Origin of the sequence: Bacillus sp. FSL R5-0397 (assembly GCF_038593395.1) — a bacterium.
In the GTDB taxonomy this organism is placed as follows: Bacteria; Bacillota; Bacilli; order Bacillales; family Bacillaceae; genus Bacillus; species Bacillus altitudinis.
Map to the genome: position 1 here is coordinate 2450178 of NZ_CP151992.1, position 21691 is coordinate 2471868.

Annotated in this window: 18 protein-coding genes and 1 other annotated feature; of the genes, 1 reads left to right on the plus strand and 17 read right to left on the minus strand. The window is 42.1% G+C overall.

All coding sequences use genetic code 11. The features are described from left to right. Positions 1–109: 109 nt before the first annotated feature. From lonB to ilvE, 12 genes are all read right to left on the minus strand, one after another. Positions 110–1771, minus strand: coding sequence for an ATP-dependent protease LonB (lonB, locus tag NSQ70_RS12570; RefSeq protein ID WP_007501566.1), 1662 nt, complete (start codon positions 1769–1771; stop codon positions 110–112). 139 nt (positions 1772–1910) lie between these two features. Then, a complete protein-coding gene (clpX, locus tag NSQ70_RS12575) occupies positions 1911–3176 on the minus strand; it encodes an ATP-dependent protease ATP-binding subunit ClpX (protein WP_017358145.1) in 1266 nt (421 codons plus the stop codon). 251 nt (positions 3177–3427) lie between these two features. Then, complete coding sequence (tig, locus tag NSQ70_RS12580) at positions 3428–4702, minus strand: trigger factor (protein ID WP_144679865.1); 1275 nt, start codon at positions 4700–4702, stop codon at positions 3428–3430. Positions 4703–4942: 240 nt separating this feature from the next. Continuing rightward, positions 4943–5950: a DNA damage checkpoint antagonist DdcA gene (gene ddcA / locus NSQ70_RS12585; protein ID WP_008342841.1), complete on the minus strand. Its 1008-nt coding sequence runs from the start codon at positions 5948–5950 to the stop codon at positions 4943–4945. Between the two features lie 123 nt (positions 5951–6073). Then, positions 6074–6673: a 3-isopropylmalate dehydratase small subunit gene (gene leuD / locus NSQ70_RS12590; protein ID WP_008342843.1), complete on the minus strand. Its 600-nt coding sequence runs from the start codon at positions 6671–6673 to the stop codon at positions 6074–6076. A 15-nt stretch (positions 6674–6688) separates the two neighbouring features. Next, positions 6689–8104, minus strand: a complete 1416-nt coding sequence (gene leuC / locus NSQ70_RS12595; protein ID WP_041090960.1) for a 3-isopropylmalate dehydratase large subunit — start codon at positions 8102–8104, stop codon at positions 6689–6691. 42 nt (positions 8105–8146) lie between these two features. Next, a complete protein-coding gene (leuB, locus tag NSQ70_RS12600) occupies positions 8147–9244 on the minus strand; it encodes a 3-isopropylmalate dehydrogenase (RefSeq protein ID WP_144667270.1) in 1098 nt (365 codons plus the stop codon). 18 nt (positions 9245–9262) lie between these two features. Continuing rightward, on the minus strand, positions 9263–10816 hold the full coding sequence (locus NSQ70_RS12605; RefSeq protein ID WP_008342850.1) for a 2-isopropylmalate synthase: 1554 nt from the start codon (positions 10814–10816) through the stop codon (positions 9263–9265). Beyond that, positions 10803–11831, minus strand: a complete 1029-nt coding sequence (gene ilvC / locus NSQ70_RS12610) for a ketol-acid reductoisomerase (protein WP_007501581.1) — start codon at positions 11829–11831, stop codon at positions 10803–10805. The genes NSQ70_RS12605 and ilvC overlap by 14 nt, the downstream gene beginning before the upstream one ends. An 18-nt stretch (positions 11832–11849) precedes the next feature. Next, positions 11850–12368 (minus strand): acetolactate synthase small subunit, encoded by a 519-nt coding sequence (ilvN, locus tag NSQ70_RS12615; protein ID WP_007501584.1) that lies wholly within the window; start codon positions 12366–12368, stop codon positions 11850–11852. Beyond that, positions 12365–14089 (minus strand): acetolactate synthase large subunit, encoded by a 1725-nt coding sequence (gene ilvB, locus NSQ70_RS12620; RefSeq protein WP_008342854.1) that lies wholly within the window; start codon positions 14087–14089, stop codon positions 12365–12367. The genes ilvN and ilvB overlap by 4 nt, the downstream gene beginning before the upstream one ends. 122 nt (positions 14090–14211) lie before the next feature. Next, positions 14212–14459 (minus strand) — a binding site (T-box leader). Between the two features lie 8 nt (positions 14460–14467). After that, positions 14468–15382: a branched-chain-amino-acid transaminase gene (gene ilvE / locus NSQ70_RS12625; RefSeq protein WP_008342856.1), complete on the minus strand. Its 915-nt coding sequence runs from the start codon at positions 15380–15382 to the stop codon at positions 14468–14470. A gap of 432 nt (positions 15383–15814) precedes the next feature. On the opposite strand from ilvE, the gene NSQ70_RS12630 reads away from it, so the two are divergent. Further along, positions 15815–16858, plus strand: a complete 1044-nt coding sequence (locus NSQ70_RS12630; RefSeq protein ID WP_342502189.1) for a lactonase family protein — start codon at positions 15815–15817, stop codon at positions 16856–16858. 195 nt (positions 16859–17053) lie between these two features. Here the strand turns inward: NSQ70_RS12630 and NSQ70_RS12635 are convergent, their stop codons facing one another. The 5 genes from NSQ70_RS12635 to dltA all read right to left on the minus strand — a co-directional run bounded on the left by NSQ70_RS12635 (position 17054) and on the right by dltA (position 21679). Beyond that, complete coding sequence (locus NSQ70_RS12635) at positions 17054–17473, minus strand: YkvA family protein (protein WP_008342863.1); 420 nt, start codon at positions 17471–17473, stop codon at positions 17054–17056. Between the two features lie 95 nt (positions 17474–17568). Further along, positions 17569–18735, minus strand: a complete 1167-nt coding sequence (dltD, locus tag NSQ70_RS12640) for a D-alanyl-lipoteichoic acid biosynthesis protein DltD (RefSeq protein WP_017358151.1) — start codon at positions 18733–18735, stop codon at positions 17569–17571. Then, the gene (dltC, locus tag NSQ70_RS12645) at positions 18735–18971 is read right to left on the minus strand and encodes a D-alanine--poly(phosphoribitol) ligase subunit 2 (protein ID WP_003216498.1); all 237 of its coding nucleotides are present in this window, start codon (positions 18969–18971) and stop codon (positions 18735–18737) included. Before dltC ends, dltD begins: the two co-directional genes overlap by 1 nt. Before the next feature lie 21 nt (positions 18972–18992). After that, a complete protein-coding gene (gene dltB / locus NSQ70_RS12650; protein ID WP_041506773.1) occupies positions 18993–20177 on the minus strand; it encodes a D-alanyl-lipoteichoic acid biosynthesis protein DltB in 1185 nt (394 codons plus the stop codon). Then, entirely contained in the window at positions 20174–21679 is a 1506-nt protein-coding gene (gene dltA, locus NSQ70_RS12655; protein WP_342502190.1) for a D-alanine--poly(phosphoribitol) ligase subunit DltA, read from the minus strand. Before dltA ends, dltB begins: the two co-directional genes overlap by 4 nt. Positions 21680–21691: the final 12 nt, after the last annotated feature.

A 21691-nucleotide genomic window follows, 5' to 3' on the forward strand; every position in this document is an offset into this window, starting at 1 on the left:
ATGTAAAAGACTTGAGAAATGATGATCTTACCGTAGTATACCCTTTCTTTTTATCTTGAAAAAGAAAAAAAGATCTATTTCACTAAAAAATCCCCATATGAGATGGGGATTAAACAGATTTCCTTTTCATTTCTTCTTCTAGTCCATCTTTCTTCTCATCTGGCGGATTGACCAAACACTGATCCAGCACTTCTTGGAAGTGCTTCACAGGCACAATCGTAACCCCTTCAATCTCTTTTAAGATCGACTGCTGATTGTCATAAGGGATGATCACTGTTTTGACACCCGCTTGTTTGGCTGCCTTGATTTTTGGTATGACACCGCCGATCGGCTTCACCTGACCTTGTAATCCAATCTCACCGGTCATCGCCGTTAAATGATCAATCGGAATTTGATGAATGGCTGAGAAAATGGCTGTGGCCATCGCAATTCCAGCAGATGGCCCATCAATCGGGGCACCAGCCGGAAAATTAATGTGGATATCATATTCATTTGTTCGTATGCCCAAGTTTCGAAGCACGGTTAAGACATTTTCAACTGAGCCCTTCGCCATACTTTTCCGTCTGATTGATTTCGACTGATTGCCGATGCTTTCTTCTTCCGCAATACCAGTAATATTGATACTGCCTTTTTCAAGCGCTTTACAAATGTTCACTTCAATTTCAAGCAGAGCCCCGCTATTCGGTCCATACACGGCAAGACCATTTACTACTCCTACCTTTGGCTTTTCAGGTACTTTTTGTTCATATCTTGGTGTCAGCTGGCTTGAATGAATGACCCATTCTACATCGGCGATCGTAATATCTTTTCGGTTTTCAGTGACAGCCATACCTGCGGCGATCTGTACCATGTTGACCGCTTCACGTCCATTTTTCACATAGGATGTTAACAGGTTCAGTCCTTCGTCACTTAATTCCTTCTGAATTTTCTCGACTGCTTTAGCTGCAACAATTTTCAGCTCATGCTGATCCAAATCCTTGAAGAAAATCTCCAAACATCTTGATCGAATAGCCGGCGGAATTTCGTCCGGTGTTCTTGTCGTGGCGCCAATCAGTCGAAAATCAGCGGGCAACCCATTTTGAAAAATATCATGGATGTGATTCGGGATTTGCGTATTTTCTTCACTGTAATAAGCACTATCTAAAAACACTTTTCGATCTTCTAGCACTTTGAGCATTTTGTTCATTTGAATCGGATGTAGTTCTCCAATTTCATCTATAAAGAGAACGCCGCCATGAGCATGTGTGACGGCTCCTTGTTTCGGCTGCGGAATGCCTGCCTGTCCCATGGCCCCTGCTCCTTGATAAATGGGATCATGTACGGAACCAATCAAGGGGTCTGCGATGCCTCGTTCATCAAATCTTGCCGTTGTGGCATCAAGCTCAACAAATACTGCATCTTTTTTAAATGGTGAATCAGCGTGACGCTTCGCCTCTTCCATCACTAGACGGGCAGCAGCTGTTTTTCCAACACCAGGCGGCCCGTAGACGATGACATGTTGCGGGTTCGGTCCACAAAGGGCAGCTTTAAGTGCACGTATACCGTCTTCCTGCCCTACAATATCTTGAAACCCCTTTGGCCGGACTCTCTCTGATAAAGGTTCACTCAGTTTAATGGATCGCATCTTTCTGAGTGCTTCCATTTCTTTCTTTGATTCTTTATCGATCGTCACCTTTTGTGTGCGCTGATTTTTCAGTAAGTTCCAAAAGTACAACCCGATGACGATACCAAAGAACAGTTGTATGAATAATACGATTCCTGTCCAGCTCAATCGGTGCTCCCTCCTTCATCTATCGTTATGTATTGGTTTCTGTCTGCTAGTATTTCCTAGAGCTGGACGGAATAAACACAACTTCCACGATAAATAAAAAACTCCTGAATCAAAAGATTCAGGAGTCATTCAAATGGGCTTATGCTGATGTTTTTGTATCTTTATTCACGACTGTACCGTCTTTTAAGACAAGACGTGGCGGCTCACCATCAGCAACCGTTTCACCAGTAATGACACATTTCTCAATATCATCACGAGATGGAAGATCAAACATCACATCAAGCATGATGCCTTCAATGATGGAGCGAAGACCACGAGCTCCTGTTTTACGCTCAATTGCTTTTTTCGCAATTTCGCTAAGAGCATCTTCTTCAAACTCAAGCTCAACATCATCAAGCTCAAGCATTTTTGTATATTGCTTAACGAGCGCATTTTTAGGCTTCGTCAAGATTTCTACAAGTGCTTTTTCATCTAACGGCTCTAGGCTTGCAATAACCGGAAGACGACCGATGAATTCTGGGATTAAACCGAAGCGAAGTAAGTCTTCTGGCAGAACTTTTGATAGAAGGACTTCTTTTTCAAGATCTTCAATTTTATTTTCCGCACCGAATCCAATCACTTTTTGACCTAGGCGGCGTTTGATGATTTGCTCAATGCCGTCAAAGGCTCCACCACAAATGAAGAGGATATTTGTTGTATCAATTTGAATGAATTCTTGATGAGGATGCTTACGTCCACCTTGAGGCGGTACACTAGCGACTGTTCCTTCAAGAATTTTCAAAAGGGCTTGCTGTACACCTTCCCCAGATACATCACGAGTGATAGAAGGGTTTTCTGATTTTCTTGCTACTTTATCGATCTCATCGATGTAGATAATGCCTTTTTCAGCTTTTTCTACATCATAATCTGCTGCTTGGATCAGTTTTAGTAAAATATTCTCTACGTCTTCCCCAACGTAACCTGCTTCCGTTAAAGACGTCGCATCTGCAATCGCAAATGGAACATTTAAAATACGTGCAAGTGTTTGAGCAAGTAATGTTTTACCGCTTCCTGTAGGTCCAATCATAGAAATGTTACTTTTCGAAAGCTCAACATCATCAATCTTACTGTTGGAATTAATCCGCTTGTAATGGTTATAAACCGCTACAGCTAAGGATTTCTTCGCATTCTCTTGTCCGATGACATATTCATCAAGAATCTCCCGGATTTCATGAGGTTTCGGAACATCCTTGAATTCAACTTCTTCCTCAGTACCGAGCTCTTCTTCAACTATTTCCGTGCAAAGCTCGATACATTCATCACATATATATACGCCAGGTCCTGCGACCAGTTTACGCACTTGATCTTGCGTTTTTCCGCAAAACGAGCATTTTAATTGACCTTTTTCCTCGTTGAATTTAAACATTCTTTCACCCCTTATTCTTCTTCACTTGCCTGTAGCTAACAGTCAGCTACCCTTCTGGGTCCAGTATGTATGCATTTTACCATACTTTCCTAAAAGACGGTAATGATGTGTTTGTAACACTGCACATTGAGATATGTATGACAGAAAGATGCGACTTACACTATCGTTTCCAAAAGAAGCGATGATAAGTCAAAAATTGTACAAAACAAGGCACGAGTCACTCGCGCCCTGTTTTATTATTATGCACCATATTAACGGTTTTCTACAAGAAAATCAATTGCTTTACGAACTTTTAAATCTTCTTTCATTGCTTCAGTAGAACCGATCGCTTGTTTGATATTTTCAACTGGCATGTTGTATGCTTCAGCCATTTTTGAAAGTTCTTCTTCCACTTCTTCATCAGACACTTGTAGGTCTTCTGCAGCAGCAATTGCTTCAAGAGTAAGATTAGATTTTACGCGTTTAGCAGCATCTTCTTTCATTTGCTCTTTTAGCGCATCTTCATCTTGTCCAGAGAACTGGAAGTAAAGCTCAAGGTTCATCCCTTGCATTTGAAGACGTTGTTCGAATTCTTTCATCATGCGGTCTAGCTCAGTGTCAACCATCGCTTGAGGAACGTCAACTTCCGCATTTTCAGAAGCTTTTGCTACTAGCTCTTCACGAAGTTTGCCTTCTGCTTCGTTTTCTTTTGCTTCTTCAAGACGTTTCTTCGTTTTTTCAGTTAATTCAGCAATCGTTTCTACTTCTTCATCAACATCTTTAGCGAACTCATCGTCAAGTGCTGGAAGTTCTTTTGCTTTAATTTCATGAATTTTCACTTTGAATACAGCTGGTTTACCTGCAAGGTCTTCAGCATGATATTCTTCTGGGAATGTCACTTCAACGTCTTTTTCTGCACCTGCTTCAAGACCAACCAATTGCTCTTCGAAACCAGGGATGAATGAACCAGAACCTACTTCAAGAGAGTAGTTCTCAGCTTTTCCACCTTCGAATGCTTCTCCATCAACGAATCCTTCGAAATCAAGAACAACTGTATCGCCGTTTTCAATTGCGCCTTCTTCTTTGACAACAAGCTCAGCTTGACGGTTTTGCATAGCTTTTAACTCTTCTTGGACATCTTCATCAGATACAGACGTGTCGTCTTTTTCTACTTTAAGACCTTTGTAGTCACCAAGTTTTACTTCTGGCTTCACTGTTACTTTTGCAGTGAAGATTAAGCTTTCGCCTTTTTCGATTTTCTCAACATCGATTTCAGGGCGGTCAACCGGCTCGATACCAGCTTCGTCGATTGCTTTCGGATATTCAACTGGAAGAAGAATATCTAGTGCATCTTGATAAAGAGATTCTACTCCAAAACGCTGCTCGAAAAGACCACGTGGTACTTTCCCTTTACGGAATCCAGGGATTGATACTTGCTTAACTACTTTCTTAAATGCATCATCAAGTGCTTTGTTAAATGTTTCAGCGTCAACTTCTACTGTTAAGACACCTTCGTTACCTTCTTGTTTTTCCCATTTTACTGACATGTGTGTTTCCCTCCAAAAATCTATTCAGATTGTGCGTTGTTACATTCTAAAGCATCATAAAGACTTCGTCCAATCAAAAACCACGCACTCCGCTAAAGAAGCGGTCTTATGTATACAACATTTGACTTGATTATACATAACGTCTTTCAACCGTTGGAATCTTACAACCGCACGATATATGCACAAATACAACCATTATATTATAACATAACAAGTCCGTCTTTCAACTAAATCGACAAATTACAAATAAGAAATTTCTTCAATATCTTTCAGCATTGTACAAGCTTCTCTCAGCTCTCGTTCGTTAAAATCATACAATAAATGCAATTCTTCGAGGTCAATCTCGATTCCATGCATTTCATAGCCGACTTTATGAAGTGCCGCAGCCCAAAGATTCGGATCCGTATATTTAGGAAGAAATGGATATAGCACAAATAAGTGCCGGCGCCATAACTCTTCAACTCCTTGATAAAGGGTTGGGTTCTCATTGCCGAGTGTGTCATCGAGCTTTCGAAGGACTTGCTGAAGCAGTGGCATTTGCTCTGGCTTGACAGCCTCAGAAGGAACAAGCGTTAAAGAATCACCGAACTTCGTCACATGAACCGGCTTTGCCACATCATGATCTGACAGAAGTTGCAGGATCAATGATTTGACCAAAGGGTTTCCATCAGGCTTTTGTAGGATCGTATTTAATAGACCCATATGCGGCGTGATGTTTCGGTCTTTCAGCGAATGGATGAACTGCACCTGCTCTTCTGGCCGCTCGAGCATTTCATCTATATTGATTTCTCCGCTGCCTTCCTCGTCTTCGTCTAAAATCTCTTCTGGTGATTCAATCATCTTTCTGCTAAATTCAAGCAGCTTATAAAAATGCTCCGCGCTTTCTGCTGGAAGGTGATTTTCTTCAAGGACTGCCTCAATTGTTTGTTTGACTTCCTCGTACTCTTTCAGCTGAATTAAGATGGTCATATATACTTGAAGCACAGTGAAATAGTGGCCATATCCTTCATGTAGCATCTTTTCACAGACTCGCTTTGCATCCTGCAGCTCACCAAGCTCTAGAAAACAAATCGCCATACCGAGATGAATATCGGATTCTTCATCGTCATCATACGATTTCGCTTCTGAAAATAAGTGAAGCGCCTCTTGATACTGTTTATCTTTTAATGCTGCCATTCCTTTTTCAATCAGTCTTTCTTTCAGACCAGGAAACAAAATGACATTATCTTTCTTCTTGTCATGTTTCATGCTTACGTTCCTTTCGGGCGCATATTTTTTATCAGTTTACCAACGAAGGTTAGTAAACACAAGTAACGAGAGGTTTTCATGCAAAAAAGAAGCCGTCACACCACGGGGACGGCTTCTCGTTGTTTATGCACGCAGCCAGCTGCTACGTTTTTCTTCAAATGCTTGAATCTCATCTTCTAGTAACAATGTTAATGAAATCTCATCATAGCCATTCAGGAGCATTTCTCTCCAGTGTGGATCTACATCGAAAGGAGTAACATTCCCTTCATGGTCTTGAATCTGTTGTTTTTCCAGATCAACTGTCATTTCATATCCTTTGTTTTCATATGATGCAGCAAACGTTTTCCACACATCATAATCAAGGCGGATTGGAAGCATCCCGTTTTTAAAACAGTTTTGATGAAAAATATCGGCGAAAGATGGGGCAATGACAATTTTGAAACCATAATCATCAAGTGCCCAAGGCGCATGTTCCCTTGATGATCCGCAGCCAAAGTTTTCGCCTGCGATCAAAATAGAGGCTCCTTCATAAATCGGCTGATTGAGTTCAAAATCTGGATTCGGACTACCATCTGCTAAATATCGCCAGTCAAAAAAGGCAAATCGGCCATATCCTGTTCGTTCGATTCTTTTCAAAAATTGTTTCGGAATGATTTGATCTGTATCTACATTTATACGGTTAAGCACAGCGGCTTTTCCTTTATGAGTGACTAAAGGCTCCATCTATGACACAACTCCTTACACGACTGTTTTCTCTTGATTAAACTTCCTGACATCGACAAATCGGCCATGTATGGCAGCCATTGCAGCCATTGCCGGGCTGACAAGATGCGTTCTTGCACCCTTCCCTTGACGTCCCTCAAAGTTACGGTTTGATGTAGATGCACAGCGTTCACCTTCTGGCACCACATCGTTATTCATGCTGAGGCACATACTACAGCCAGATTCTCTCCATTCAAATCCTGCTTCTAGGAAAATTTTATGAAGACCTTCTTCTTCTGCTTGCAGTTTGACACTTTGTGAGCCGGGAACCACAATCGCTCTGACATGATCAGCTACTTTTTGTCCTTCAATCATAGAAGCGGCTTGGCGTAAATCAGTCATTCTTGAGTTCGTACATGAGCCAATAAACACATGCTCAATCGTAATATCTTCAATACGCTGATGCGGGTGAACCCCCATGTATTCATAAGCACGTTTTGCTTCTTTTTGGTCATCTTCTTGTGCAAAATCTTCAGGTCCTGGAATTGCTGCATCCACAGGGAGCACCATTCCTGGGTTAATTCCCCACGTGACCATTGGTGAAATATGATTTCCATCTAAAACAATGGTTTTATCATAGGTCGCACCCGGATCTGTTCTTAGTTCTTTCCATTCTTTTATCGCTGCTTCGAAATCTTCACCCTGCGGTGCGTATTTGCGTCCGCGGCAATATTCAAAGGTCACTTCATCAGGTGCGATCAATCCTGCTCTTGCGCCTGCTTCAATTGACATATTACAAACGGTCATCCGCTCATCCATTGACATGTTTCTGAATACTTCCCCAGTGTATTCAATGACATAACCTGAACCGAACTTCACGCCATGTGCGCCAATGACTGCTAAAATGACATCTTTGGCTGTTACCCCTTTTTGAAGCGTTCCGTCTACTCTAATTTCTAGTGTCTTCGGACGCTGCTGCCAAAGTGTTTGTGTGGAAAGCACATGCTCAACCTCACTTGTGCCAATCCCAAAGGCAAGTGCACCAAATGCGCCATGAGTAGATGTATGACTATCTCCACACACGATTGTTTTCCCCGGAAGTGTTAAACCAAGCTCTGGTCCAACGACATGAACGATTCCTTGGTCTACACTGTGAAGGTCAGCTAGACGGACCCCGAATTCAGCACAGTTGCGCTCTAGAGCACTGACTTGCTTCTTCGCAATCTCATCTTTGATCACAAATCGATTCACAGTCGGAATGTTATGATCCATCGTCGCAAATGTGTTTTGTGGTCTTCGCACCTTGCGCCCTTTTTGTCTTAATCCTTCAAATGCTTGAGGTGACGTCACCTCATGCACCAAGTGCAGATCAATATATAAAAGGTCTGGTTTTCCCTCGCCATTTTTGACAACATGCTGATCCCATATTTTTTCGATGATTGTTCGAGGCATAACCCTTTTTCCTCCCTCTACCTAATTCAACAAGATTTCTATTTATACAATGGTTTTCGTACGTTGTTTGAGTGCATCTACAACGGCTTGCGTGATATCATCAGTCGTTTCATACGTTCCCTCTTTTGCTGCTAGGTCCTTTGTTCGTTTGCCAGAGGCAAGAACGGCTTCCACAGCTGCTTCAATTGCAGCCGCTTCTTCTTCTAGAGCAAAGGATGTTCTAAGCAAGCTGGCTGCTGACAATATAGTGGCCAGAGGGTTTGCGACATTTTGCCCCGCAATATCGGGTGCTGAACCATGAATCGGCTCATATAAATGAAGGCCGGTGCTTGATAAACTAGCAGATGGCAGCATGCCGAGTGAGCCAGTAATCATAGATGCTTCGTCACTTAAAATGTCACCAAACATATTCTCTGTCACGATGACATCAAATTGAGCGGGCTTATAAATCAGCTGCATCGCGGCATTATCGACGAGCATGTGCTCATATGCGACATCTGGATACTGGGATGCAACTTCTTCTACCGCATCCCGCCATAGTTTACTCGAAGCGAGAACATTTGCTTTATCCACAGACGTTACTTTTTTCCGTCTCGTTAACGCCATGTCGAACGCTTCTTTTAATACACGAACAATCTCTTCCTTTGTATAAAGAAGTGTATCAACCGCAGCTTCTTTTCCTTCATCATCCGTGTAGCGCTCACTTGGTTCGCCAAAGTAGAGGCCTCCAGTTAATTCACGAACGATGACGAAATCTACTCCGCTAATGTGATCTTGTTTTAACGGTGAAGCCTCACTCAAGCTATCAAATACTTTGACAGGGCGGATGTTCGCAAATAAGTCCAGCTGCTTGCGAATGGAGAGCAAGCCTTTTTCTGGGCGAAGCTCTGGCGGGTTTTGATCCCACTTTGGTCCGCCAACGGCTCCTAATAAAATCGCATCTGCGCTTTTGCACACTTCTACTGTTTCTTTAGGGAGCGGATTGTTTTTTTCATCTATCGCTATACCGCCAATGAGAGCTGTTTCGAATTCAAATTCGTGTTGAAATTGAGCCGCTGTCTCTTTCAGGACAGCGACGGCTGATGTGACGACTTCCGGTCCGATTCCATCGCCGGGCAAAAGTGCAATTTTCTTTTTCATGAGTCCCTTCCTCCTTTCTTATGAGATGGCGTGATGTTTCTCAATTTCTATTAGGTTTGATTTAAAGATTAAATGTCTATTCACTGCATTGACGTAAGCTTTAGCCGATGCTTCCAGCACATCTTGCGCTACACCGCGTCCTGCTGTTTCTTTTCCTTCTATTGAAACAGTGACATATACTTCCGCTAGTGCGTCTCTGCCTTTTCCATTGGATTGAATACGATAATCTAGCAAATGAATTCTTTCCTCCATACAGCGCTCAAGCGTGTTGTACACAGCTTCTACACTGCCTGCACCTGTAGCTGCTTCTTGAATGACTTCCTGCGTTTCTTGATTTTTAAGAGAGACTGTTGCTGTCGGCATTTGCTCTGTCCCATAGTGAACTTGAAGACTTTCAAATTCATAGCCAATTTTACGATCTGCTACTTTTTCTTCTAATATAATAGAGATCAAATCATCATCTGTGATTTCTTTCTTCTTCTCTGTTAAGTTCTTAAACGTTTCGAAGAACTTATTGATTTCTTCTTCAGTCAATTTAAAGCCGAGTGTTTTTAAGCGGTCTTTAAACGCGTGTCTTCCGGAGTGTTTACCAAGGACAAGCACATCTGTTGTGACGCCTACAAGCTCTGGAGAGATAATTTCATAGGTTGTTTTTTCTTTGAGGAATCCATCTTGGTGAATACCTGATTCATGGGCAAATGCATTGTTTCCAACGACTGCTTTATTACGCGGTACAATCATACCTGAGTATTTGCTCACTACATCACTTGTGCGCTTAATTTCATTCAATTGAATCGTTGATTCGACTTGGTAAAAGTCTTTGCGAATATGAAGGGCAACTGCAATTTCTTCTAAAGCAGCATTTCCTGCGCGCTCTCCAATACCGTTGACAGCTGTTTCAATTTGATCTGCTCCATTTTCAATGGCAGCAAGTGAGTTCGCTACAGCCATTCCTAAATCATCATGACAGTGTGCTGACAAGATGACTTGATCGATATTTGGAACGTGTTCCTTCATATATTTAAAGATATTTCCGTACTCTTTTGGTGCTAGGTATCCAACAGTGTCAGGCAAGTTAATAACACTTGCGCCTGCGTCGATCACTTTTTCTACAATTTCTGCTAGGAAAGAAAGATCTGTCCGGCATGCATCTTCTGCTGACCACTGAACAACTGGGAAGCGCTCTTTCGCGTATTTCACCATTGAAACAGCTTGTTCAACCACTTCTTCACGTGTTTTCTTTAGTTTATGCTTGAGGTGAATGTCAGAAGTCGCAATAAAGACGTGTATTCTTGGTTGAGCTCCATCTTTTAATGCGTCCCATGCAGCATCAATGTCACCTTTCACACATCGTGCAAGTCCTGCAACTGAACAGTTCTTAATCGTTCTTGCAATTTCTTGTACGCCTAAGAAATCCCCTCGGGATGAAGCGGGAAAACCCGCTTCAATGATATTAACCCCAAGGCGCTCAAGCTGCTTAGCAATGATTAGCTTTTCTTGTGCATTTAAGTTCACTCCTGGTGATTGCTCTCCATCTCGAAGTGTTGTGTCAAAAAAATTAATTTTTCGCACCGACGCTCACCGCTTCCTTTTTCTTTCCTTGTTTAACGAAAGGCATCATTTCACGAAGCTTTCTTCCGACGATTTCAATTTGGTGCTCATTTTCATTTGCATTGATCGCATTGAAACGTGGACGATTCACTTGGTTTTCAACAATCCATTCTTTCGCGAATGTTCCGTTTTGGATGTCAGTCAAGACTGCTTTCATTGATTCTTTTACTTTTGCATCCACAACGCGTGGTCCTGATACGAAGTCACCCCACTGCGCTGTATCAGAGATTGAATATCTCATACCTTCTAATCCTTCTTCATACATAAGGTCAACGATCAATTTCAGTTCATGCAGACACTCGAAGTATGCAAGCTCTGGCTGATAACCAGCTTCTGTTAATGTTTCAAAACCTGCTTTTACTAATGAAGTAAGACCTCCACAAAGAACTGCCTGCTCACCGAATAGATCCGTTTCTGTTTCTTCTTTAAATGTTGTTTCAAGAACGCCCGCTCTTGCTCCACCGATTGCTTTTGCATAAGCAAGTGCTTTGTCTTTCGCTTGACCTGATACATCTTGATAGATAGCAAATAGTGCAGGTACACCAGCGCCTTGCTCATATGTTCTTCTTACAAGATGTCCTGGACCTTTTGGAGCCACAAGATACACATCTACATCACTTGGAGGAACAATTTGATGGAAGTGAACGTTGAATCCGTGTGCGAATACAAGTGAATTCCCTGCTTCTAATTGATCTTTGATTTCTTCATCATATACTTTCTTTTGCTGCTCATCTGGAAGTAATACCATGACGACATCTGCTTGTGCTGCTGCTTCTTTTACTGTGAATACTTGATGACCGTCTTCTTGTGCTTTTGTATAAGATCCGCCTTTTCTTACGCCGACAATGACATCTACGCCGCTCTCTTTTAAGTTCAATGCATGTGCATGACCTTGTGATCCGTAACCAATGATAGCTACCTTTTGACCGTTTAATACGTTTTCTTGAATATCACCGTTATAATATACTTTTACCATTTGACTCTCTCCTTTTGTTTAGACAATTGAAATTGTTTTATTTGTTTGCGGCTTTTGCTGATTATCTCTCGCAAAGGCCGTGGTGCCAGTTCTGGCGACTTCTTTAATGCCGTATGGCTTAAGTAATTCAATGAGTGCTTCAATTTTTGAAGACTCACCTGTCACCTGAATGACGACACTTTCTCTGCTCACATCTACAATAGAAGCTCTAAAAGGTTCAATGACCCCCGTGATCTCCATTCTAGATGCTGGTGCAGATACGACTTTTATCAAAGCCAGCTCTCGCTGAACGATTGATTGGTTTGTAATATCCGTTACTTTGAGGACATCGATTTGTTTGTTCAGCTGTTTTGTCAGCTGTTCGATGTCTTTCTCCTGGTCTACATGGACGACGAACGTGATGCGTGATACATCTTGAATCTCAGAATGGCCGACCGTAATGCTTTCAATGTTGTAGTGTCTTTTGGTAAAAAGGCCTGTGATTCTGTTCAGTACGCCTGATCGATTTAATACAGTCAACACAATAATTCTTTTCAAGGTTTCACCCCCACCATCTCATGAAGTCCTTTCCCCGGTGCTACCATCGGGAATACTTTCTCATCTCTCGCTACATTGACATCGATGAAAACAGGCTCTCTAGACGTTAATGCTTCTTCTAGCTTTTCTTGCGCCTCTTCGTCTGATGAGATTCTGATCCCTTTAATGCCATAAGCTTCAGATAATTTCACGAAGTCTGGCTGCTCTGAAAATTTAGAATGTGAGTAGCGTTCTTCGTAAAAAATTTCTTGCCATTGTCTTACCATTCCAAGACTGTGATTATTGAGAACAATCACTTTCACTGGAAGGTTCAGCTCACGGATAACGGCAAGTTCTTGCAGGGTCATTTGGAAACCTCCGTCTCCTAAAATCGCTACAACCGTTGCCTCTTGATCAGCTAGCTGCGCGCCAATCGCTGCCGGTAAACCAAATCCCATTGTGCCAAGCCCACCAGATGTCACCCATTTATCGGCATTTTCGAATGGATAGAACTGCGCAGCCCACATTTGGTGCTGTCCGACATCAGTTGCCACAATGGCTTCACCTTTTGTAAATTGATGAATGTATTCGATCAGCTTTTGAGGTTTAAAGCCTTCAGCTTCGTTTTCGACATACCAGAGTGGATATTCTTCCTTCCACTGATTTAGCTGGCTCTTCCACTCGTCTGATTCACCTTGTTTCCCGTCCTGCTTGATCAGTTCTTGAAGCACTAGCTTACTGTCACCAACAACTGGGATATGGGTGTGAATGTTTTTACCAATTTCCGCTGGGTCGATGTCAATGTGAGCAACCTTCGCATGCTTTGCAAAATGATTGAGGTTGCCGGTTACCCTGTCATCAAATCTCGCTCCGATTGAAATGAGTAAGTCACATTGATGTAGTGCCATGTTCGCTGCATATGTGCCGTGCATACCCGCCATTCCTAGGAAAAGAGGATGCTTTGCTGGGAATCCACCAAGCCCAAGCAATGTATGAGCGACAGGGATTTGCTGCTGCTCTACATATTGCCTTAATTCTTCCGACGCTTTGCCGTGAAGAACGCCAGCTCCTGCTAGAATAACTGGTTTCTTTGCTCTGCTTACAGCTTCTACTAACTTGCGAATTTGCAAATAATTCGGCTCAATTTTCGGCTGATAACCAGGCAAGTCGATTGGCTGATCGTATTCAAATGTCCCTTCAATGCCAGCGACATCTTTTGGAATATCAATCAAGACTGGACCAGGTCTGCCGGTTGTTGCGATGTGAAATGCCTCTTTAATGACACCCGGTAACTCTTCTGGACGTCTCACTTGATAGCTGTGTTTTGTGATTGGCATTGTGATACCAAGTACATCTGCTTCTTGGAAAGCATCTGATCCAATGACTGAGGTTGCCACCTGTCCAGTGAAGATAACCATAGGTAGTGAATCAATCATCGCATCCGCAATTCCTGTGACTAGGTTGGTTGCCCCCGGTCCTGATGTGGCAATAACAACGCCTGGTTTACCAGATACTCTTGCGTATCCCTCCGCTGCGTGAATCGCTCCTTGCTCATGTCTTGGCAGGACATGAAATAAACCAGAATCGTAAATTTTATCGTAGATCGGTAAAACAGCTCCGCCAGGATAACCAAAAATGACTTCTACTTTTTCTCTTTTGAGTGCTTCAATTAACATGAGTGCACCGTTCATCGTTTGTGGTGCATTTGATTTTTCCGTCTCCATTTGTACATTTGTCCCCATTTGATTTCCTCCTCTTTGTCTTGCTTCAGTCAAGTCCTTTCACCCTTTTCCATTCAAGATAGAGATATGAGACCATATAAAAAAGCCTTCTCACCCCACAATGACACTACTTTTCACTAGGTCAAAGGGGCGAAAAAGCTTTGTTTTTCGCGGTACCACCCTTGTTCACGGCAAATCATGCTGCCGTCTCATGGACATCTTTCATCCATTTTGGTAACGAGTGATGCAATGTCACTCGGTCTGCCCTACTATCATTTCAGGCAGACACTCAGAGGTGAGTTCACTTTAGAAAGTAACACCGGTTTCCAGCTAGCACCGGCTCTCTGTAGATACTGACTCTAAAGCTACTAGTCCTCTTCAACGTTTATCGATATCTATTTAGCTTGCGTGAATGTTCTCATCGGTAAAGACTACTTTTTCTCCTTCTTCAACGACTCGCTTGCGGAATTGTTCAAGAAGTTTGTTTGTGTGGAACCCTGGTTTTCCTTCGCCAATGATACGGCCGTCAACTTTTACAACAGCGATGACTTCGGCAGCGGTTCCTGTCAGGAAGACTTCTTCAGCTGTATACACATCATGTCTTGTGAAAGGTTCTTCTTTCACTTCGTAGCCTAAGTCTTCTGCAATCTCCATGATGGCATTTCTTGTGATGCCTTCAAGAGCGCCGATATAACCTGGCGGTGTATAGAGCTTACCTTTTTTATAAATAAACACATTGTCTGCAGAACCTTCTGCCACGTACCCTTGATCGTTCAGCATGAGCGCTTCACTCACACCGGCCATATGGGCTTCGATTCGGACAAGGATGTTATTCAAATAGTTTAATGATTTCACTTTTGGACTTAGTACGTCAGGACGATTTCGCCTTGTCGGTACTGTCACAATATCAATACCTGTTTCATATAGGTGCTTTGGAAAGATGGCCAGCGGCTCTACAATGATCACTGTGTTGGCTCTCCCACAGTTGTTTGGATCTAAGCCAAGATCACCGGCTCCTCTTGAGACAACAAGGCGGATATAGGCATCTTTTAGGCCGTTCCTTTCAACTGTATGAATCATTTTTTCAGTGAGCTCCTCAAGTGAATATGGAATGTTCAGCATAATGGATCTAGCGGAATCATACAGGCGGTCTAAATGTTCTTTCATTCGAAAGATATTTCCATTATATACACGTATTCCTTCGAACACACCGTCACCATATAAGAAGCCATGATCATAAACTGAAATTTTCGCATCCTCTTTTTTCACGAGTTCATCGTTTAAAAAGATCCACTGTTCCTTTTGGTCTTCCATCTTCAGTGAGCACCCTCTCTTTCAAACAAAAAGTAGTTGAATTTTCAGACACTTTATATTGAAGTGTCTCACGCTTACTCTGCGTGTCTGTTTGCTTTTGTTGAACCCATCTTACGCCGCTTTCCATACAGTGTCAACAGCATTTTTAAAATTATTAGACAATTTAGACTAATCAAAATAAAATGTATACGCTTACACCTTTGCTAGACAAGGAATGAAAAAACTTAAAATTTTTTGTATTTTTTCTTCAATTTATTTACTCTACATGAACGGTTTTCTTTTGAACAAGCTTTTGTAATATTTTTTCACACGGTTTTCGAAGAATATTGTGAGATTTCATTGCGTTTGTTTTTTTCTTCAGCATGCCTTTCTAAAGCGTTTTCCTATAAATTTATGATAGAATGAGAGCATCTAATAGAAGGAGGGCAATACATGGCTAACATCAGAGGTTATATCGGAACGTATACAAAAGGTGACAGCAAAGGAATCTATTCTTTTACTTTAAATACGGACAAGCAGCAGATTGAACAAGTAGAAGTGGCTGCAGAACTTGAAAATCCTACATATTTAACTGTCTCAGATTCTCAAAAGTTTGTGTATGCTGTTGTGAAAGAAGGAGCACAGGGCGGTCTTGCTGCGTATCAAATTGATGCCGACACCGGCGCACTTCGTTTCATCAACCAAGAGCTTGCCGATGGGGCTTCTCCTTGTCACGTCAGCGTGGACAGCCAAACGAAAACAGCGTTTACAGCAAACTATCATAAAGGAACAGCAGAGATGTACGAAATTGATGCTGAAAACGGCTCAGTGATCCGCACGCTGTCACAGGCGCAGCATGAAGGCACTGGACCAAACGAAGACCGTCAAGAAAAACCGCACACTCACTTTATGGGTTTGACACCTGATGAACAATTTGCAGTGGCTGTTGACCTTGGCACAGACGGAATTTATACGTATAAGAAAGAAAACGGCAAACTTGAGCTTGCCCATACATTTGAAACAAAACCAGGCAGCGGCCCTCGTCATATCACATTCCACCCAACGAAACCTGTGGCCTATGTCATGACAGAGCTCAGCTCAGAGGTCATTGTACTTCGTTACTTTGAAGATGGTCATTTCGAAGAGATCCAAACGATCGCAACCATTCCTAATGACTTCACAGAGAATAATCAAGGCAGCGCCATTCATGTGTCTTCTGACGGTCACTTTGTGTATGCAGGAAATCGTGGACATGACAGCATTGCCATTTTCAAAGCATATCATGATGGCAAACTAAGCCTTGTCGACATTGCTTCATCTGAAGGAAATTGGCCTAGAGACTTTGTCCTTGATCCAACAGAAGAATTTCTCGTCGGCTCAAACCAAGAATCTAGTAATCTTGTGTTATACAAACGTGACAAAGAAACCGGTCGACTCACTGTCTTACAATCAGACATCACCGTTCCGCATCCGGTTTGCGTGAAATTTTTAGGATAATGAAAAAAACCTCCGTTTAGGAGGCTATAGATTGTTGACAAAGGGCTAAAATGAACTTTATTTTAGCCCTTTGTCTTTTTTTCAGCGTAGTTGAAAACCCTTGAAGTCTAGGAAGAACGAGCACCGGAGCGCAGGACTGACAAAGAATGCGAGAGTTTGTCTACACGCTGAAGCCTCCGTTTAGGAGGCTTTTCTTTAAGCAGACGGCATACCGCCATCTTCAAGCTTTTGATCAATGAAAGACGTATCGCTTTTTTCACCGAACCATTTTCCAAGCCTGTCTTTCGCTTTCCCTTTGACATCGTCATCAATGTACATCGCGACTTGAAGCAGAGCAAATGTGATGGCGCCTAGATCATCTGTGTAGCCGATCCCCACCAATGTATCAGGGATCAGGTCAATCGGAAGGATAAAGTACCCTAGCGCCCCAATGATGAGGGTTTTCGCTTTAACCGGTACTTCGGGTTTTTGCAATGTATAATAAAGTAATAACACAGCATAGACAAGAGAAACTCCAGCTTTTTGTGCCGTCTTTTTTAACTTTTCCCAAAAGGCATGATCATTAAAATGCTTCTTTGAACGCTTTAATAGTTCTTTTTTCTCAGAACGATTCATCGTATCGCCTCCATATTCTGCATAGCCCTTCCACCTTATTTATACAAGAAATCCACTCATTCGACAAACAAAAAGCAGCAGAAAGCTGCTGCAATCTACTGCTCTTTGTAAAATTTTTCGATCGCCTTATCGATGTATACCCATCCTTTATACGACACATGAATCGTGTCCTTAAAGAAATATGGGTCATACTCATGCGAAGTCAAATCTGCGACTTCATACCCATTATCCCGAATTTGACGATTGATTTTTTGATAATAATCTGTACGTCCCTCTTTCGGAAAACCAGTGTAATCATACCATTTTCCGTTGACGGGAATCGTCACGAATAAAGGCTTCGCCCCTGCCTGTTTTAAAATATCCAGCATGATCTGGAAATCTTTATATTCAGGTGATTCTGCATAAGAATTGTCACGACGAGAATCCTTCATCTTTTTCATGATCGGCTTCAGCTTACGATCAAACAGTCTCTGATCAATATAAAACGGGTTGTCCCCTGCTTTTTCAGATCCTAAGACGCTCGCTTCTTTTTCAAGCTCAGTCCATGTTTTCCCTTTCACTGAAGGAGACGGACGAAGCTTGCGCTCATGCCCAGATCCGATCGTATAGTACATGTCTTTCTTTTGAAGCATGCCATAATACATTTTTGCAATAGGAGAAATCGCGCCATAAGCGAATTTGTTCCCAGAAAGCTCTGCTTTAAAAAGCTCTGTGATGACCATGTCGTTCTTTACTGCCTTAAACTTCATGATTCTTTTGATGAGCTCTTTTTTAACAGCTGGATCAATTTCTTTATTATAAGCAAGATCAAGCGCCTGAAGCGCTGAATAGTTAGGAGCAAAGTGATTTTCGTCTGATCCCCATTTGACAAACCACTGCGGGGACACGATAAACACAAGCTTTTTCCCTTTTAATTCATCCATATGCGCTGCAAAGTTCATGGCATGAATTAATGATTGCGATCCACCTTTTCCAACAAGATAAGGTGTAAACCCTTGAGGATTCTCATGAAAGAAATTCGAAGGGTGATATGGATCAAAACGTGATAGTTCAGAAGATCCATAGATCGGCAAATAAGTTGGATCTTTTAGCATTTCATCTTGTAAATAAAGCCCTTGGAACATCCCTGGATCTAATTCTGTGGCTGACTTTTGTAATTTGTCTTTTGGGATCAGATGTGAGAGCCATGCATTTGGTACAAGAAGAACACCAATGAATAGAACAGCCGCTAAAATAAGCGGCCCAAAAAAACGCTTTTTCATTACTTCATCTCTGCCAGCTGCTCAGCAATGTGATTCGGTGTATCCCACACATCACGATCAAACTCTGTAATCGGAACAGTAATTCCAAGTTGACTTTCAATTGCCATAAGTAGTTCTACTGTACCAAATGAATCTAGAAGACCTTCGTCAAAAATTGCAATCTCTGGATTTTCTTTCACAACGTCGTCCTGACAAACCTCTGCAATAATACCGTATACTTGATTTTTAAATTCCATAATTTTCTACTCCCTTAATCATTAATGATGAAATGGTTTTCCTGAAAAAATATAAAATCCGAAACAAATCACATGGAATGTAATAATGATCGACACAACCATTGTGACCTTATTATCCGGCCACCACTTGTGCTTTTTATTCCACTTCTCAAATAAATTGTAACCGGACATCACAACTGCATGGTATAGTCCGTAAATAATGTATTGAAGGGCGAGACCATGCCAAGCACCCATCAATAGAAAGAGGACAAAGTACCCAATATTTGATACAGCCATTCGGTTCTTGATCCACTTCTTCTTTGTCATAAAGAACACAAATCTCATAAACACATAATCTCTGAACCAGAAGGATAGCGACATGTGCCAGCGATTCCAGAAGTCTTTAATATTACGGCTGATAAACGGTTTATTAAAGTTTTCTGGTGATTTAATACCCATGATATAACTCACACCTACAGCAAATGCTGTATATCCAGCAAAGTCAAAGAACAAATACATACTGTACGCATACATATACGTTAACTGTTGAACAAAGTGACTGCTACTAATGTGATGAATATTCATGAGAATATATGTGTGAATGAGATAACCAATAATGAACTTATATAAGAACCCAATAAAAATTTTATGAATCCCTGCATATAGAAGGTCACTGTAAGCTTCTTTTTCAGGCGGTGTATCCATATCCTTTTCAAACCGGCGATAACGATCGATCGGACCTGATGAAATCGTCGGGAAAAAGACGATGAAATAGACCAAACGGTGAATCGGGATTTTCTTTTTAATCAAGCCGTCTCTTGTCTCGATAATTAACTGAACACCTTTAAATGTTAAGTACGAGATCCCCAAAAAGCTCAGCCAGTTCATTGGCGGCGGTTGATGCGGATGATGAGTTAAAAAGAACGGTAAAATCTTTGATAGTACAAGCGGCAAAATCGATGCCACCACTGCCATATAGAAGACAGACGCCCGGTTCGCCTTCAGCCGGTACGCAAGGTATAGGCGGATGATCAAGACTTGCCACACTGTAAACAAGAACAGCAACAAAGCGCCATGTGCATCCTTTGAGAAAATAAGTGCGAGTGCCACAACCGTTGCAAACATGTTGTAGCCCTGCATTCTTTTGCCGCGTAGACCAAGAATCATCGTCGGCAAAAGAAGAATACCAATTAGAATGAAGAAAAAGAATGAACTAAACGGGATCATAGAAGAACCTCTTTCGCGATTCTTTTACGGTCAACCTTCCCGTTTGGCGTCATGTACAGCTGCTCAAGATAGACAAACTTTCTTGGAATCATGTACGCAGGAAGTGAATCCGCCATTTCTTTCTTAATCGCACTTGTCAGCTGATATTCTTTTTCAAAGGAATGATCAGTTGGGACAATTGCTGCAATTAAGTACTCCACATGCCCGTTTGGCTGGAATGGCACAATCACACAAGCATTGACATACGTTGTCTCGCTCACATGATATTCAATTTCTTCAAGCTCCATCCGGTATCCATGTAGCTTAATTTGATAGTCCAGACGACCGTGACACGTAATCAAACCATCCTGCGCCACACCTGCGTCACCTGTGCGGTAAGCAGGGCGTCCTTCGTATTCAAAGAACACTTTATCCGTTAAAGCTTGTTCACCTAAGTAGCCTCTCGTGACGCTTGGCCCCACGATGACAATTTCCCCTTTTTCCCCATCAGGGAGTGTCTTGCCTTCTTCATCTAAAATGACGATATCTGTATCCGGTTTGGCATAACCCACTGGTAAAGAATCGTGCTGATCAAGAATCTCCTGCGTGACTTCAATCGATGTAATCGCAACAGTTGCTTCAGTCGGACCATACGTATTAAAGACCTGCGCCTTAGGAAAACGCTCAAGAAGCGCACTTGCTACAGAGACAGGAAGTGCCTCTCCGCAGAACAAGAAAACTTTCAACTCTGGTAAAAGCTCCCCTGTAAAGGAAGGATCCATTAAGCACATTTGCACAAAAGAAGGTGTTGATGTCCACACTTCAACGTCAGATTGACCAAGCGCTGCAAACATATCCTTCGGCTTATTCACAAGATCTTTCACTAAACAGTACAGCGTGCCGCCTGATTGAAGCGCTGGATACAAATCCATCACTGATAAGTCAAAAGAAAATGGTGCTTGATTTAAGAACGTGCGCCCCTCACCAATTGGGAAATCGTGGCACATCCATCCTGTAAAGCTTTCTAAATTGCTGGCTGTTACCTGAACGCCTTTCGGTTTTCCGGTACTACCAGACGTATAAATAATGTAGAAAACATCATCTTGTTGAACCCACTGCGTGGATGGCGGTGCTTCTTTTTCAAGTGCTAAAAGCGATGCCGCACTCTTCACTTCAATGTGTTCTTCTACATCTAATACATTCTGCTCATTTGCACAGATCAATAGACTGGCTTTTGAGCTTTCAATGATTGAGACGATGCGCTCGACAGGTATTGAGATGTCGACCGGAATATAAGGTCTGCCTGATTTCACAGTACCTAAGAAAGAAATCAGCATCTCTGGCTCCATATGACCGTAGACAATGACAGGTTCACTGCCAGCTGCGACTGCATCGATCGCACCAGCCATTTGGTCTGATAGACGCCAAAGCTCATCATATGTGATCGAAGCATGTTGAGAAACAAATGCTGGCTGTGTCGGTTTCGTTTGTTGGTATTCATGAATCGTGTGTAATAGTTTCATAGTTTAATCTCC